At 51.0% G+C, this 16,159-nt stretch carries 15 protein-coding genes and 1 pseudogene; 10 read left to right on the top strand and 6 right to left on the bottom strand.

Annotated elements, in window-relative coordinates; all coding sequences use genetic code 11:
* Nucleotides 1-25 precede the first annotated feature (25 nt).
* The gene (locus H3L95_RS07975; protein WP_040669170.1) at nucleotides 26-1,267 is read right to left on the bottom strand and encodes an aromatic amino acid transporter; all 1,242 of its coding nucleotides are present in this window, start codon (nucleotides 1,265-1,267) and stop codon (nucleotides 26-28) included.
* A gap of 382 nt (nucleotides 1,268-1,649) precedes the next feature.
* On the opposite strand from H3L95_RS07975, the gene H3L95_RS07970 reads away from it, so the two are divergent.
* The 3 genes from H3L95_RS07970 to H3L95_RS07965 all read left to right on the top strand — a co-directional run bounded on the left by H3L95_RS07970 (nucleotide 1,650) and on the right by H3L95_RS07965 (nucleotide 4,178).
* A complete protein-coding gene (locus H3L95_RS07970; RefSeq protein ID WP_003761708.1) occupies nucleotides 1,650-2,324 on the top strand; it encodes a carbonic anhydrase in 675 nt (224 codons plus the stop codon).
* Nucleotides 2,291-2,419, top strand: coding sequence for a hypothetical protein (locus tag H3L95_RS13860; RefSeq protein ID WP_259345812.1), 129 nt, complete (start codon nucleotides 2,291-2,293; stop codon nucleotides 2,417-2,419). The genes H3L95_RS07970 and H3L95_RS13860 overlap by 34 nt, the downstream gene beginning before the upstream one ends.
* Nucleotides 2,420-2,612: 193 nt before the next feature.
* Nucleotides 2,613-4,178 (top strand): SulP family inorganic anion transporter, encoded by a 1,566-nt coding sequence (locus H3L95_RS07965; protein ID WP_182096133.1) that lies wholly within the window; start codon nucleotides 2,613-2,615, stop codon nucleotides 4,176-4,178.
* A gap of 1,114 nt (nucleotides 4,179-5,292) precedes the next feature.
* Here H3L95_RS07965 and H3L95_RS07960 read toward each other — a convergent pair.
* Nucleotides 5,293-6,351 (bottom strand): AI-2E family transporter, encoded by a 1,059-nt coding sequence (locus H3L95_RS07960; RefSeq protein ID WP_003760849.1) that lies wholly within the window; start codon nucleotides 6,349-6,351, stop codon nucleotides 5,293-5,295.
* A gap of 255 nt (nucleotides 6,352-6,606) precedes the next feature.
* Between H3L95_RS07960 and H3L95_RS07955 the strand changes: the two genes are divergently transcribed.
* Entirely contained in the window at nucleotides 6,607-6,891 is a 285-nt protein-coding gene (locus H3L95_RS07955; RefSeq protein WP_241429746.1) for a late embryogeneis abundant protein, read from the top strand.
* A gap of 274 nt (nucleotides 6,892-7,165) precedes the next feature.
* Here H3L95_RS07955 and ribF read toward each other — a convergent pair whose 3' ends face one another.
* Nucleotides 7,166-8,119 (bottom strand): bifunctional riboflavin kinase/FAD synthetase, encoded by a 954-nt coding sequence (gene ribF, locus H3L95_RS07950; protein WP_003760855.1) that lies wholly within the window; start codon nucleotides 8,117-8,119, stop codon nucleotides 7,166-7,168.
* An 88-nt stretch (nucleotides 8,120-8,207) separates the two neighbouring features.
* Nucleotides 8,208-9,188: a hypothetical protein gene (locus tag H3L95_RS07945; protein ID WP_003760857.1), complete on the bottom strand. Its 981-nt coding sequence runs from the start codon at nucleotides 9,186-9,188 to the stop codon at nucleotides 8,208-8,210.
* A 354-nt stretch (nucleotides 9,189-9,542) separates the two neighbouring features.
* On the opposite strand from H3L95_RS07945, the gene H3L95_RS07940 reads away from it, so the two are divergent.
* The 4 genes and pseudogenes from H3L95_RS07940 to H3L95_RS14065 all read left to right on the top strand — a co-directional run.
* Nucleotides 9,543-10,865, top strand: coding sequence for a M23 family metallopeptidase (locus H3L95_RS07940; RefSeq protein ID WP_036528877.1), 1,323 nt, complete (start codon nucleotides 9,543-9,545; stop codon nucleotides 10,863-10,865).
* Nucleotides 10,866-11,202: 337 nt separating this feature from the next.
* Nucleotides 11,203-11,436, top strand: a complete 234-nt coding sequence (gene rpmB, locus H3L95_RS07935; protein ID WP_002216391.1) for a 50S ribosomal protein L28 — start codon at nucleotides 11,203-11,205, stop codon at nucleotides 11,434-11,436.
* Between the two features lie 28 nt (nucleotides 11,437-11,464).
* Nucleotides 11,465-11,620 (top strand): 50S ribosomal protein L33, encoded by a 156-nt coding sequence (rpmG, locus tag H3L95_RS07930; protein ID WP_003684373.1) that lies wholly within the window; start codon nucleotides 11,465-11,467, stop codon nucleotides 11,618-11,620.
* Nucleotides 11,621-11,690: 70 nt separating this feature from the next.
* Nucleotides 11,691-11,756: pseudogene (locus tag H3L95_RS14065) on the top strand (transposase); the annotation flags it as partial.
* A 158-nt stretch (nucleotides 11,757-11,914) separates the two neighbouring features.
* Here the strand turns inward: H3L95_RS14065 and H3L95_RS07920 are convergent.
* Together H3L95_RS07920 and H3L95_RS07915 are read right to left on the bottom strand one after the other, a co-directional pair.
* Nucleotides 11,915-12,424, bottom strand: coding sequence for a DUF4189 domain-containing protein (locus H3L95_RS07920; protein WP_094112901.1), 510 nt, complete (start codon nucleotides 12,422-12,424; stop codon nucleotides 11,915-11,917).
* Between the two features lie 206 nt (nucleotides 12,425-12,630).
* Nucleotides 12,631-13,731, bottom strand: a complete 1,101-nt coding sequence (locus H3L95_RS07915) for a histone deacetylase family protein (protein ID WP_003760864.1) — start codon at nucleotides 13,729-13,731, stop codon at nucleotides 12,631-12,633.
* 231 nt (nucleotides 13,732-13,962) lie between these two features.
* On the opposite strand from H3L95_RS07915, the gene yajC reads away from it, so the two are divergent.
* Complete coding sequence (gene yajC, locus H3L95_RS07910; protein ID WP_019270848.1) at nucleotides 13,963-14,229, top strand: preprotein translocase subunit YajC; 267 nt, start codon at nucleotides 13,963-13,965, stop codon at nucleotides 14,227-14,229.
* Between the two features lie 75 nt (nucleotides 14,230-14,304).
* Nucleotides 14,305-16,158 carry a protein translocase subunit SecD gene (gene secD / locus H3L95_RS07905; protein ID WP_003760870.1) on the top strand — a complete coding sequence of 618 codons (1,854 nt, stop codon included), beginning with the start codon at nucleotides 14,305-14,307 and terminating at the stop codon, nucleotides 16,156-16,158.
* The last annotated feature ends 1 nt before the right edge of the window (nucleotide 16,159 follow it).

The raw sequence follows: 16,159 nt of genomic DNA, 5'->3' as shown, positions 1-16,159 counted from the left end.
GACCTCCGGGGTATCGATTTGCTTGTCAGCCTTTGAACACGGGGACGAGTTCGAGTTTGTTGAACACCCATGCTAGGACGTTGAGGAAGCCGAATAGGTTGACCCAGTAAATCAGCCATGCGCCGCCGTAAACGGTGTAGTTTTTGCCTTTGCCGAATTTTTGGCGCGAGCGCAGCAGCAATAAGGACGGGAGGAAGCAGGTCCATACGGTGGCGACGAGTCCGACGTAGCCGATGGCGGTAACGAAGCCGGTGGGGAAGAGCAGGCAGGACACCAGGGGCGGCAGGAAGGTAACGGCTGCGGTTTTGGTACGCCCTGCGAAGCCGTCGTCCCATTTGAAGATGTCGGCGATGTAGTCAAACAGGCCGAGCGTTACGCCCAGAAAGGACGTAGCAATCGCCATATAGGAGAAGAAAGACAGTATGGCCGCCATGCTGCCGGTCTGAACGAATTTCGACAGGGTTTCGATGAGAACGGATACCTGGCCGTCGGCGGCGATGACGGGGGCGAACTCGTTGCGCGGCAGGTTGCCTTGGATGGCGATTTGCCACAGGACGTAAATCACAAGTGCAATCAGCGTTCCTGCCCAGAGGGATTTGGCCACTTTGGGCGCGTCGCCTTTGAAGTATTTGAGCAGGCTGGAGACGTTGCCGTGGAAGCCGAAGGAGGCGAGGCAGACGGGCAGGGCGGCGGAGATGTAAATCCAGTACGGCGTACCGGACGGGGCTTGGGTGTCGAACAAGACGGGCAGTTTGGCTTCGGCAATCAGGCCGCCGGTCGCCCAGATGAAAGTCAGCACCATGCCGCCGATGAGGATGGAGGTGAAACGGTCCACCAGGCGGGCGGATGCCCACACGCAGGTGGCGAAAATCAGGAAGAAGGAGAGTTGTCCGACGGTCAGAGGGATTTTTATACCGAGCGCGCCGCCCAGTCCTTTGGCAGTTAAGTCGCCGCCGACGAAGATGTAGGCGTAGGTGAGTAGGTATAAAACGAAGGCGACGGCAACGCCGTTGATGGCGTTCCAAATCGGGCCGAGCAGGTCTTTAACCATGGTGTCGAAGCTGGCACCGTGCGGATAGTGGGTGTTGACTTCAAGGATCATCAGGCCGCTGGAGAGCATGGAAAACCAAGTGTAGAGCAACACAATCAGCGAGCCTGTAAACCAGACGCCGGAGGTGGCGGTCGGGTTGGCAAGCATACCTGCGCCGATAACCGTACCGGCGATAATCATGGCGCCGCCGAAAAGCGACGGGGTTTTGACGGACATGAAATTCTCCTCGGAAAAACAGTCCGCCATTATGCCGTAAAGTGTAAGGATTGGTAAGGAGGTCGTCTGAAAATTGCAGGGGCATGATAGGCAGTAGGGAACTTTTCGGACGGGGCGGCGGCGTGTGGATGAGGACGATTTAATTTTTTGAAAGATAGGGGGGAAACTGCGGTTTCTCCTTTTTTTGTCCGATTGGGTTGAAAAAGGGTTTTCAGACGACCTCTTGCTTGAAAATGCCGTATTTACATATTTATACGGCATTTTATGGCTAATTTTTCTCTAATTTTGCCTTCCTAGAATGCGCAACCCTTGCAGAGGCCGCATCCGAAACAGGGTGCGATAACAAAAAAACATACGACACATCAAGCAGAAAGGAAGCCGCATGAGCCAATCATACGAAGTCATTTTTGAAAACAACCGCAAATGGCTGGAGCAGAAAAAACAGCAGTATCCCGATTATTTTAAAGAACTTGCCGACGGGCAAAACCCCGAATACCTCTATATCGGCTGTTCCGACAGCCGTGTCGCGGCGGAAGGGATGATGGGGCTGGAACCCGGCGAAGTGTTCGTGCACCGCAACGTCGCCAACCTTGTGCACGGTCTGGATTTGAACGCCGCCTCCGCCATCGAATACGCCGTGTCGCATCTGAAAGTCAAACACATCATTATCTGCGGCCACTACAACTGCGGCGGCATCAAAGCGGCGATGAAGCCGCAGGATTTGGGTTCGATGAACCCGTGGCTGCGCAGCATCCGCGACGTGTACCGCCTGCATCAGGAAGAATTGGACGCGATTGAGGACGGACACCTGCGCTACGACCGCCTAGTCGAATTGAACGTGCAGGAGCAGTGCCTCAACGTCATCAAAATGGCGTGCGTGCAGGAACGCTACCTGCTCGACGGCTATCCGATCGTGCACGGCTGGGTCTTCGACCTGCGTACCGGCCGCCTCATCGATTTGAACATCGACTTCAAAAACATCCTCGCCGACATCCAGAAAATCTACGACCTCACCGATTCCGAATGGGTGGTCAACGCGCGCAAGAAAGCGGGTTGATAGGCCGCCGGAGGCCGTCTGAAAATATCGCTTGGGAAAATGCCGCCTTCCCCGCGCAGGCGGAAATCCGTTCGGACAATAAACAATATTTGTGAAACTCGATAAACCGTTTCCCAAAGGTGGATTCCCGCCTGCGCGGGAAGGAGGGCGGGTGCGTTTGTCCGGCGGCTGAAAAATAAGTTTATCCGTTATGTCCGATTTTTTCAGACGGCCTTTCCCTCCCGAAACCCTGCTTCATCCATACAAAAAACATACACACAAACACACACATCAGGAGTACCCCTCACCATGAAACCCCATCAGAAAAAACAAGCTTTGGGCAGCCTGTTCAAGTCCAATTTCGCTTCCGGACTGGTCGTCTTCCTCGTCGCCCTGCCGTTGTGCCTCGGCATCGCGCTTGCATCAGGCGCGCCGCCGTTGTCCGGCGTGTTGGCGGGCATCGTCGGCGGCATCGTCATCGGTTCCCTCAGCACTTCGCACATCAGCGTTTCCGGCCCTGCCGCAGGTTTGGCGGCGATTATTCTTGCCGCCATTACCGAACTCGGTTCGTTTGAGCTGTTTCTGTGCGCAGGCTTAATCGCCGGCGCCATCCAGCTTTTGCTCGGCTTCATCCGCGCCGGCAGCCTTGCCGAATACATCCCCGTGTCCGTTATCGAAGGCATGTTGGCGGGCATCGGCGTGATTATCATCATGAAACAGATTCCGTTTGCCTTGGGCAGTAGCGGCAGCCTCGCCGACCCCGCCGCCCTGTTCGCCGACATCCACACAGGTTCTCTTTTGGTAGCGGGCGTGTCGATGGTGATCCTAATCGTATGGGACAAAATCCCCGCGTTGAATAACATCAAAGCCCTGCCCGCCGCGCTGGTTGCCGTGGGCGCGGGGATACTGATGAACCAATGGTTTGTCGCCAGTGGCAGCAGCCTTGCCATTCCCGCCGGACAACTCGTCCAACTGCCCGTTCCCGACACATGGCGCGAAGCCGCAGCTATGCTCACGCTGCCCAACTTTTCAGGTTTCGGCAACAGCTACGTCTGGACGACCGGCATCACCATCGCCATCGTCGCCTCGATTGAAACCCTGCTCTGCATCGAAGCCGCCGACCGCCTCGACACCCGCCGCCGCATCACCGACACCAACCGCGAATTGCGCGCGCAGGGCGCAGGCAACATCGTCAGCTCGCTCATCGGCGGCCTGCCCATCACCTCAGTCGTCGTGCGCTCGTCCGCCAACGCCAATGCAGGCGCGACGCACAAACTGTCTGCCGTTATCCACGGCGTCCTGTTGCTGGTGTGCGTTTTGGCGATTCCCTTTATCCTCAACATGATCCCCCTGTCCACCCTCGCCGCCGTCTTGCTGCTGGTGGGCTACAAACTGGCGAAACCCGCCACCCTCCTGCATTTCTGGCATAAAGGGCTGTACCAGTTCATCCCCTTCGCCGCCACCCTCGCCGCAGTCGTCGCGCTCGACCTGCTCAAAGGCGTCGGCATCGGGCTGGCCATCAGCATCATCTTCATCCTTCAGGGCAACATGAAACGCGCCTATTACCTCAGCCGCGAAGAACTCGCCGAAGCCGACGAAATCAGCTTGGAACTGGCGGAAGAAGTCTCGTTCCTGAACAAAGCCGCCATCAAGAAAACCCTGAAAAACATCCGTCCGGGTTCGAAAGTAACCATCAACGCCGAACGCTCGTCCTACATCGCCGGCGACGTATTGGAACTGATTGAAGACTTCGCCAACGTCTTCGCCAAGGAGAACGACATAGACGTCGTACTCAAAGGCTTCAAATCCGACTACGACCACGAAGGCCGCGACCACCATAGCCATGTGCGGGTAGGGCATAGCGCGAGTATTTAAAAGTCGGGTTGGAATGAGTAGGAGAAGAAAAGGTCGTCTGAAAAACCTGTTTGGGGATTTTCAGACGACCTTTTTGTATTTCGAAACTATAAATCCATTATCGCTTCAATACGACACTGAAAAGCAGTAACGGCGGCATCCAGTAATCTGCCCCCTCTCCCGTCCGGCGGGAGAGGGTTGGGGAGAGGGTGGCTCTTTGCCTTTTATTGCCGTATATCCGCAAGCCACCCCCATCCTAACCTTCCCCCGCCAGACGGGGGAAGGGATAAGGTTGCCGTAACTGAAAGAGGTCGTCTGAAAAACCTATTTTCAGCTTTTCAGACGACCTCGTTGCATTCCGATACTCTAAATCCATTATCGCCTCAATACGACACTGAAAAGCAGTAACGGCGGCATTCAGTAATCTGCTCCCTCTCCCGTCTGGCGGGAGAGGGTTGGGGGGAGGGTGGCTCTTTGCCCTTTATTGCCGTATATCCGCAAGCCACCCCCATCCTAACCTTCCCCCGCCGGACGGGGGAAGGGATAAGGTTGCCGTAACTGAAAAAAGGTCGTCTGAAAAACCTATTTCGAGCTTTTCGGACGACCTTGTTGGCAAATTCAAATAGAAAATACCTGCTTCGTCATTCCCGCGCAGGCGGGAATCTAGGTTTTGGAAGCTATGGAAATCTTTAAAAATTGCAGCGGCCTTTCAGAGTCTGGATTCCCGCCTGTGCGGGAATGACGGCGGCTGATGAATCGGCTGTTTCGCCCGACAGAAAAGAAGCATAATGAAATATCTAAAAAACAGCAGGATTCGCGGGCAAAGCCCACGCTACACCGTCGGGCAACGCCTAAAGTTGGAGAAAACCCATAGCGGAATTTTTTGTGTTGATTTGTGGAATAACAATCGTAGCGTGGGCTTTGCCCACGAGAATCCGCCCCTCTCCCGTTCGGCGGGAGAGGGTTGGGGAGAGGGTGGCTCTTGTCCCTTATATCGTATATCCGCAAGCCACCCTCATCCTAGCCTTCCCCCGCTAGACGGGGGAAGGGATAAGGTTGCTGTAACTGAAAAAGGTCGTCTGAAAACCTATTTCGAGCTTTTCAGACGACCTTCCATCTATATTTCAAACCCTATCTAAATCAATTTCTGCTGCTTCAACTCATTCTTCAGATACGCATAATAAACCGGTGCGACGATGATGCCGCCGACGCCGAAAATCCGTTCGAACACGACCATTGCCACCAGCAGTTCCCATGCGCTTGATTCGATTTCCGAGCCGATGATTTTCGCGTTCAGGAAGTATTCGAGCTTGTGGATGACGACCAGAAACACCAGCGAAGCGACCGCTACATATAAAGACGCACCGAGGCTCAAGATGATAATGATGGTGTTGGAAATCAGGTTACCCGCGACGGGAATCAGCCCGACGATGAAGGCGATCACCAACACGGTTATTTTAAACGGCAACTCCACGCCGAAAAGCGGCAGGATCAGATAAAGGTACACGCCCGTCAGCGCGGTATCGATCAGTGAGATTTTGACCTGCGCCAGAAACACGCGCTCGAAGCTGGTTTCGAAGTTCACAATCCGCCGCACCAGTTCTGCCTTGAAGGGCGGCATTTTGCGGCGGTTTTTGCGCATGTTGAGGCGGTGGAAACTGAGCATTGCGCCGATGATGATGCCGATAAGGATGTACACGAACGAGGTGAAGCTGTTTTTGCTGATGCGCGTCAGCGCGGCGCTGTATTCTTCAATCAATTTGACCGCATAGGCTTTGATTTCGGCGGTATTGTTGGGCAGCATGTTCAAAACCGACTGCGGCAGGCTGCTGCTGTTTTTCGTGTCTTCCAAAATCGCCGCCAGCTTGGTCAGCATGACGGGGATATGCCCGCCGTGAATCAGTTGGTAAATCCCCAAAGACATCAGGAGGATAACCGTCAATACGATGCCTATGGTCAGCGTGGTCGAAATCAGGTTGATATTGTGCGCGTTGAGCGATTTGTGCAGAAACGTATTACGCGTGAGCGTACGGCGGCGCAGCCAGAGAATCAGGCCGTTGGTCTTGGTGATGAAGACGTAGGTCAGTATCACGGCGAGCAAAAGCGGCAAAAAGTGGAAATACAGCACCGCAAGCAGGGCAAGCCCCATCAGGATGTAGGATGCATTGCGGAATCGGGAGTGTTCGAAAATCATCGGATGTAATGTCATGAAATATATAAATTTAAACAATCAAGCTATGAGGTGCGATTAATAAAGCAGGACAAGGGGGTTAACCCTCCTTTTGAAACTTTATTTCAATTTCGCTCGAGCTGACTTCGGTTTACAAACAAACCGTTACAATAAAAACTCAATCGCACCAAGTGGTTATGCGGTTGTCTTTACGCAAATTGCCATTTGGCATTTGACGGAATGATTTTATCAGACAAATTTCCCGAAAGGATATTACACATGAAAACATTGTCTAAATTGACCTCTCTCGTTCTTGTTTCTGCCGGCCTGATCGCTGCTCCTGTGGCTATGGCCCAACCTGCTTCCGGCAAAGCCGCTAAAGCAGAACACGTTCACAAAAAAGCCAATAAAGCTAAAAAACAAGCCAACGACCTGAAAACCGAAAAAGCTGCTGAAACTGCTGCACCGGAAGCCGAAGCTGCCAGCCCGCTGACCGGTCAAGGTAAAATGACTACCGAAACTGCACCTGCCGCTGCCCAAGAACAGGCTCCTGCTGCTAAATAAGTAGGGTATAGTGGACTGAATTAAAAGAGGGATTCTGTTCCCCGCGCACCGTTTTGACGGTTGTCGTCCTTTTTAAATTTAGGCCATTAGAAATCTCGCAGGCAGATGTCTGCATATTGTGAAAAAGGTCGTCTGAAAAGATTTTCAGACGACCTTTTTCATTTTTATCCGACAATGGCCGCAGATGCTTTTATAGTGGATTAAAATAAAAATGAGACAAGGCGGCAACGCCCGCCGTGTACGGGTAGTACATAAGGGCGTTGGCAACGCCGTATCATTGCAATTTTAATCCACTATAATCCGTTTCCTGCCATTGTTTCGCCTCTTCTATATCTTGTTCGATTTGCCGTTTCAATGCTTCGATATCGCTGAATTTTTGTTCGTCACGCAGCTTGTGCAGGAAACGTACTTTTAAACGTTGTCCATAAAGATTGCCTTCAAAATCAAATAAATGGACTTCAAGTTTTTGCGAATTGTTGCTGCTGACGGTCGGGTTGAGTCCGAAGCTGGCAACGCCGCGCCGTGTGCCGAATGTACCGTCTGCTTCGACGACGAATACGCCGCGCAGGGGATAGCGGTGGGGCGGAAGTTGGATGTTGGCGGTAGGGGCGTTGATGGTTCTGCCGAGTTTTTTGCCGTGTTTGACTTTGCCGCTCAAAACGTAATCGTGGCCCAAAAGCTTTTTGGCGTACGCCAAGTTGCCGTCTGTCAAGGCTTCGCGCACGGCTGTGCTGCTGGTGCGGATGTCTTCGACGATGACGGAAGGCGTGCGTTCGGTTTGTATATCGCTTTGCTGTTTCAATAAGTCGAAACAGCCTTCGCGTCCGGCGCCAAAGCGGAAATCGTCGCCGATAAGCAGGTAGCGTGTGTTGAGTGTTTGGCGCAGCAGTTTGTCGATGAAATCCTGTGCGCTCATATCGGCAAATTCTTGGTTGAAACGCAACACCCATACAGCGTCGATACAGCCGGTATCGCTCAACAAATCCAGCTTGGTACGCAAGGGGCTGATGCGGCATGGGGGCGTAAAGCCTGCTTTTTGGGAGAAGAATTCTTTGGGTTGCGGCTCGAAAATGACGACGATAACGGGAAGGTTGCGCGAATCGGCTTCGTTTTTGAGTTTTTGCAGGATGTGTTTGTGACCGAGGTGTACGCCGTCGAAATTACCGATAGTGACGGCCGCTCCTTGCGGAAAATCAGGTGCATTGTGCTGACCGAGTCGGATTTTCATGGGCGGTGTGTGCAAATAGTAGAATGGTCGCGTATTGTAAACGTTATTGGTGTTTCTATAAACAGGGCGGCGGGGCGGGGCGGGCGCATTACCATCTGCCGGTAAATATTTTTTTCGGGTGCCAGAATTTCCATTTTGAAAACGGCGTGATGTGTAAAGTGCCGCCGTTTTCACCGTCGGTACTGATAGACAGATTTTTCAGACGACCTTGCGAGACTGCCTGCCAAAGCGGGGCAAACCAGCGGGTTTCCCAGCTTTCTAAAATTTCTTGGTATGTCTGAATATCGCCTGTTTGCTCCGTAACAGCCAAGTCATCCAGAAAAATGACGGGGTTGGCGGGATGAATGCCCGATTCATCCACCGCATCCAGCCAAGCCTGAAAATCATAAGGCGCATCCAAGCGGGGGTCGTCTGAAAATTGCGCCCAAATGCTGTCGGAAGCGACAAAGTCCGCAGATCGCAGCCCCGTTAAATCCTGCCACAACCAAAGACCGTTGATTGTAGGAGTATCGTTTTGAGTGCGGACGACGTTGAGCGGGTGTTGGTGCAGCCACATTTGAATTTCAGTCTGCATTCCCAACCATTGTAAGGCGTCTTTTCCATCAGCTTGGTCCGCCGAACCGATTTGTCCGTAGATATCCAATACCGGCGCAATCCCCCAATCGCTTTCCGATGGCAAAGTGATCAGCCATAAATCGGGACGGACAGGCAGAAAATGCCAACCCTCTTTGCTGTAAAACTCAGACAGTTCCAAACATAATCGAGCGGCTTCTTCTTTTGTGATTTGCAGATGTTCGCCGCTGACTACGCTGACTTGGTGCAATCCCATTTGCTGCCATATCGGACTGGCAAACGTTGCCGCCTGATGCGGTGAAATCCCCATCAGCTCTTTGACTTGGGTCAACAAGCTTCCCTTCCATAAATACCGGCGATAAAAATCAGACGGCTTCATTTCTTGTTTATGTAATAACCCATATCGCAAGATTTGGTTAAAAGCAGGAAGCGGGAGAGGGGAAAGTGTCTCATCTTTTTGACGGTTGAGAGAGGGGAGGGCAAGCGTCAGATTCATGGCGGTGGTCAGAACGGAAAAAGCTTATTTTACGCGAGAAAATACAACATACTCAAAATAACCAATGTCATTATCAGGTTGGATGATGGATGGCGTTTTTGAGTTGGAAGTGTGCATATGTTATAATCAAGTTCTCGTAAATTTCAGAAAAAAGGGGTGTAAATCAAAAGAATAGCCCCGATAATCATGCTCGGTTCTGAGTAAATTTGATTGTTTATTTTATTCACTTGGTATATATATTGTCTGGGAGAGACCGTAAACACGGTTGATAAGATAAACAATTAAACTCAATAATTTCAAATGACATAAGAAATGCGGTAGTAGAGTGATTATTACCGCATTGAAGGATAATGCGTGACTAAAACAACTCGATTTTCATTCATGCGCCGTTTCTGGCACAACAAGCCCGTACGTTGGTCGTTGTTGGGCATCCTGCTGCCTGTGTCAGGAGTAATGACTGCCTATGCGGTCACTGAGCCGGTTTCCAATCCTCAAGGCATTGCGTTGGAGCGGATTTCAGAGGAATTGCCCGCCGTTTATGTTGAAACCAACAATTTCCAGTCCAGCTATTGGGCGCAGGAAGTTGTCCAACAGGGCGATTCCCTTGCCGACGTTTTGGCGCGTATGGGTGTGGCGCAGACCGACATCAAACAGATCATGGCGAAAAACAGCGCAGATCAAAATATGCAGCATTTGCGCGCCAACCAATCCGTCAACATCCGTGTCGATTCATCAGGTCAGGTAACGGACGTACAATTCTTTACCGATGAAGAATTGGAACGAAACCTTGTCGCGTTGGAAAAAGTCAAAGGCAAATGGCAGCTGTCTACTTCTGAAGTAGATATGAAAGTCATGCCCACTTTGCGCTCTATCGTTGTACGGACTTCCGCACGCGGTGCGATGGCGCAGGCCGAAATACCTGTCGAAATCCGCGAGTCACTCAGCGAAATTTTCTCTGACGTGCTGAGCTTGGAGGATTTGCAGGAAGGCGATGTCGTGCGTCTTCTGTACAACAATATGTATTTCCGCGGCCAGCAAATGGGTACCGGCGATATTCTGGCGGCTGAAATCGTCAAAGGCGGAAAAACTTATCAGGCTTATTATTATAGCCAAGGCAAAGGCGACGAAGAGAGCGGCAGCTATTATGACCAAAACGGTAAATCCCTCCAGCAAAAAGAGGGATTCAACATCGAGCCGGTTGTCTATACCCGTATTTCATCGCCGTTTGGCTACCGGGTCCATCCCGTCTTACATACCGTCCGTATGCATACGGGTATTGACTATGCCGCACCATCAGGCACGCCGATTAAAGCATCTGCCGACGGTGTGATTACCTTCAAAGGCTGGAAAGGCGGTTATGGCAATACCGTCATGATCAGACACTCTAATGGCGTCGAGACGCTTTATGGTCACATGAGTGCATTTACACCGGCGGAAGGTAATGTCCGGGCCGGTGAAGTGATTGGTTTCGTCGGTACAAGCGGACGCTCAACCGGCCCCCACCTTCACTACGAAGCACGCGTGAACGGTCAGCCGGTCAATCCGACGACTGTTGCATTGCCGACTCCGAAACTGACGCCTACCAATATGGCAGCGTTCCGCCAACAGCAGAAAACTGCCAATACCATGCTTGCCGCAGTGCGCGGTTTGCCGGTATCGGTTGCACAGTTGGACTGATAGGATTGTCTGAACAAAGGTCGTCTGAAAAATTTCAGACGACCTTTTTGTTGATGTTCGGTGCGGTTGATACGGACTATTCGCATCAGCATTTTTACAACTTGCTTTTACCCCATTCTTGATATTGCTGGCTGAGGATTGGGATAAACAAATGTATTCGATAACAAAATCCGCTATAATTCGTCCCCGTCACGTTTTAAGAAACAGCGTTCCCTGAAAACAACATTGGAGAGGCTCATTCTCGAAAACAATCGTTTTTTCATCAAACAGCTTGAATGAATGCTGCTTTTTATGGTATAAATCACGTTTTACTATTTTAGAAGTTTGGAGACTAACCATGGCACGAGTTTGCAAAGTGACCGGTAAGCGCCCGATGTCTGGCAACAACGTATCACACGCCAACAACAAAACCAAACGTCGTTTTTTGCCTAACTTGCAATCACGTCGTTTCTGGGTAGAGAGTGAAAACCGCTGGGTTCGCCTGCGCGTTTCTAACGCTGCATTGCGTACCATTGATAAAGTAGGCATTGATGTCGTATTGGCTGATTTGCGTGCTCGCGGCGAAGCTTAATTTAAACTGTTAATTAAGGATTACTGCAATGCGCGATAAAATCAAACTGGAGTCAAGTGCAGGTACTGGTCACTTCTACACCACTACCAAAAACAAACGCACTATGCCCGGCAAACTGGAAATCAAAAAATTTGACCCTGTTGCCCGCAAACACGTTATCTACAAAGAAACCAAATTGAAATAATCCGGTTTCTGAAAAACTAAAAAACCTCTGTCTGACAGAGGTTTTTTTCTTGGTTTCTTGTATTTGATTCAAGTATAGTGGATTAAATTTAAATCAGGACAAGGCGACGAAGCCGCAGACAGTACAGATAGTACGGAACCGATTTACTTGGTGCTTCAGCACCTTAGAGAATCGTTCTCTTTGAGCTAAGGCGAGGCAACGCCGTACTGGTTTAAAGTTAATCCACTATAAAAGCCGAAATCGGAACCTTGCGGCTGAAAGAGGTTCAGACGACCTTGAATCATACTGATGATGTCAGTATTTTGGCATTGAGCAGCCTTCGGGAGCAATAATTCTGCATTGTGAAGCTCCATGTTTTTGACATTTTCTTAGGGCTTCGGCTTCAGCAAGACCAGGCTCAGTTGATCCGAAAAAAAGTGTACCATCTTTTGCTTGGGCAACGGCGAGACAGCCATTCCGAACCCAAGCCAAAACTTTACACGGTTTATTTTTTCCACCTTCTTCACAGGTTTTAATAGCTTGTCTTTTGGCAGCCGCAAGTGAATCCATTTCGAGTGCGCCACCTGATATACCTGTTTTAGGATTGGCTGCCCATGCACCGTATTTTGAAGGGACATCGATATTAACAATTTCCGTAGGTTGCTTTCGTTGATGCTGACGAGATGACGCACAGTTGGGATTGTAACCATACGCACACAATGCCGAATTATTTTGCAATGCGCCTCTGGTTGCATCATAGGTTGGGTCAGCAGCATACACATTAAGGCTCGCCAGTCCCAATAATACAAAAAGCAATTTTTTCATTATCAGTCCAATCTTTTATTTTTTGAAAATTAGTGGATTAACTTTAAAACAGTACGGCGTTGCCTCGCCTTAGCTCAAAGAGAACGATTCTCTAAGGTGCTGAAGCACCAAGTGAATCGGTTCCGTACTATCTGTACTGTCTGCGGCTTCGTCGCCTTGTCCTGATTTAAATTTAATCCACTATATTTTAATGCGGAAATAGCAAGTTAAAACCTGTTTTCTGTTTTCAGACGACCTATTTGGCTTGCAGGGGCAGTATTTTCTTTCTTCTGTCCACCGCGTTTCAAATGCTTTTGATAAGCGGCGACATAGCCTGCTTTGGGTAGTCCTGCTAAGACGCCGATATGGGCTGCGGCGGATTTTGCCAAAGGTTCGAGTGTGTAGCCGCCTTCCAGTACGGAGACGATTTTGCCGGGGCAGCTTGATGCGGCTTGGATGATTTTGTGTGTCAACCAGGCGAAATCGGCTTCGTGCAGATTCAGACGACCTGTTTCGTCTTGTTTGTGTCCGTCGAAACCTGCGGACAGTAAGACCAGTTCGGGTTTGAATGCGGTCAGTTTGTGCAGCCATTGCTCGCGTACGGTGGTGCGGAAAACGCGGCTGCCGGTATTGGATGCGAAAGGCAGATGCAACATATTGGCGCCGCTGGCGGAATGGTTGGTTTTGGGAAATGGGAAGAGGTCGGTTTCAAAAAGGTTCATAAACAGGACGCGCGGATCGTCTTTGAAGATTTCCGCTGTGCCGTCGCCGTAATGGACGTCAAAGTCGATGACGGCGATGCGTTGGAGTCGATATTCGGCGATGGCATGCATGACACCTGTTGCGACATTGTTTAATAGGCAGAAACCGCCGGCTTTATCGCTGTGTGCATGGTGTCCGGGTGGGCGGACGGCGCAAAAGGCGTGCCATGCTTTCTTATTCATTACCATGTCCACCGCCTGAACGACAGCCCCTGCGGCGTAACGGGCGGCTTTGAGCGAACCATGGCTCATGACGGTATCGTCGTTGATGCGGTAGATTTTGTCCGGTTGGGGCTGGCAGGCTTCGAGCGAGCGCAGATATTTGCGCGGGTGAACCAAGGCGAGGCGGGTATCGCTGATTTCTTCGGCTTCGGCAGTTTGAAGATGCCGCCAAATATCCTGACGTTTGAGCTCCGCCTCGATAACGGCAGTGCGTTCGGGCGAGTCGGGGTGACCTGTGCCGGGTTGGTGTTGCGCAAAAACGGGATGAGAAATCCAGACCGTACGCGCATTTTTACCCAAGAGGCGGCGTAGGCGCGTACGCAGTCGTCGAATGAGTTTTTTCATGAGGAAAAGGGCGCGGGGCTTGTCGTTGGTAGGAAGGAATCAGGTTTTAAATGTCGTTGAAACTTCATTTTCAGACGACCTGACATGATAAATATGGTTAATAAATAGGGAAAGGCTTGGAAATTTTTCAGACGACCTTTAGAATAGCTTAATTTTGCGGCTGTACCAATGCTTTTTTCTGTCGCAAGCAGTGTTTTACTTAATTTTAATCTCTTAGAAAACGGACAAATTATGAATCAAACTGTGGCCCAATTTGCCCCTTTAGTGCTGATTATGGTGGTGTTCTACTTCCTGATCATGCGTCCTCAACAAAAGAAATTCAAAGCACACCAAGCCATGCTTGCCGCTTTGAAAGTCGGCGATAAGGTTGTTTTGGCAGCAGGTTTCAAAGGCCGCGTTACCAAAGTCGGCGAACAGTTTTTCACTGTGGACATCGGTCAAGGTGCAAAAATCGAAGTCGAAGTGGAACGTAACGCGATTGCCGCCAAAGCCGAGTAATCCGTATTTTTGCCAAGAGCCGCCTCGGAAAGCTGAGCGCGGCTGTTTGTCTTCATAATAAATCGAAGGTTTACCATGAACCGTTATCCTTTATGGAAATACCTGCTGATTGCGTGCTCGATTTTGGTTGCCGTAGTGTATTCACTGCCCAACCTTTTCGGTGAAACGCCCGCAGTACAGGTATCAACCAACCGACAAGCCATCATTATTAACGAACAGACCCAGTCTAAAGTCGATGCCGCGCTGAAACAGGCAGGTATTCAGACCGACGGGATGTTTGTTGCAAACAACTCGCTGAAAGTGCGTTTCAAAGATACCGAAACGCAGCTTAAAGCCCGCGATGTCATCGAAAACACTTTGGGCGATGGCTATATCACCGCGCTCAACCTGTTGGCGGACAGTCCCGAATGGATGGCCAAAATCGGCGCCAACCCGATGTTCTTGGGCTTGGACTTGCGCGGCGGCGTGCATTTCACCATGCAAGTGGACATGAAAGCCGCGATGCAGAAAACGTTTGAACGTTATTCGGGCGACATCCGCCGCGAGATGCGCCGCGAAAAAATCCGTACCGGCACCATCCGTCAAATTGAAAACGGTCTGATTGTCCCGATGCAGGACGCTGCCGACGTACAGAAAGCCATGCCTAAGCTGCGTCAGCTTTTCCCTGAGGCAAATTTGAATGCCGACGGCAATAACATCACGCTGACATTGTCCGAAGAAGCGATTAACAAAGTACGCTCCGATGCGGTGAAACAAAACATCACCACTTTGCATAATCGCGTCAATGAGTTGGGCGTGGCTGAGCCTGTCATCCAGCAATCTGGCCTCGACCGTATCGTCGTGCAGCTGCCGGGTGTACAAGATACAGCCAAAGCAAAAGACATTATCGGCCGTACCGCGACTTTGGAAGTACGCATGGTGGAAGACGACCCTGTCAAAGTGCGCGAAGCTTTGGAAGGTAATGTTCCGAGCGGTTTCGAGCTGTTGTCCAGTGGTGGCGATCATCCTGAAACCTTGCTGATTAACAAACAGGTTGAATTGACCGGTGACAATATCAATGACGCGCAACCCAGTTTCGACCAAATGGGTGCGCCTGCCGTCAGTCTGAGCTTGGATAGCGCAGGCGGCAGTATTTTCGGCGAATTGACTGCTGCTAACGTCGGTAAACGCATGGCGATGGTGTTGATTGACCAAGGCAAATCCGAAGTGGTTACCGCACCGGTTATCCGTTCCGCTATTACCGGCGGACGCGTGGAAATTTCCGGCAGCATGACGCAGGCGGAAGCCAATGATACCTCTTTGTTGCTGCGTGCTGGTTCTCTCGCCGCACCGATGCAAATTGTGGAAGAGCGCACCATCGGCCCGTCTTTGGGTAAAGAAAACATTGAAAAAGGTTTCCATTCGACCTTATGGGGCTTTACCGCCGTTGCCTTGTTCATGGTGGTTTACTACCGCTTGATGGGCTTCTTCTCAACCATCGCCCTGAGTACCAACATCTTGTTCTTAGTCGGTATTTTGTCTGCCATGCAGGCAACGCTGACGCTGCCCGGTATTGCCGCATTGGCGTTGACGCTGGGTATGGCGATTGACTCCAACGTATTGATTAACGAACGTATCCGCGAAGAGTTGCGCGAAGGCGTTCCGCCGCAACAGGCAATCAACCTCGGTTTCCAACACGCATGGGCAACCATCGTCGACTCCAACCTGACCTCGCTGATTGCCGGTATCGCCCTCTTGGTATTCGGTTCCGGCCCGGTCCGCGGTTTTGCCGTCGTACACTGTCTGGGTATCCTGACTTCGATGTACTCATCCGTCGTCGTCTTCCGCGCCTTAGTGAATCTTTGGTACGGACGCCGCCGCAAATTGCAGAACATTTCCATCGGCGCAGTATGGAAACCTAAAGCCGAAACAGCGGCTGGCAAGGAGTAAG

Source organism: Neisseria sicca (assembly GCF_014054945.1).
Lineage (GTDB): Bacteria > Pseudomonadota > Gammaproteobacteria > Burkholderiales > Neisseriaceae > Neisseria > Neisseria sicca.
Note: the sequence above shows the minus strand (reverse complement) of the source record. Positions and strands in the feature narration are given on the sequence as shown.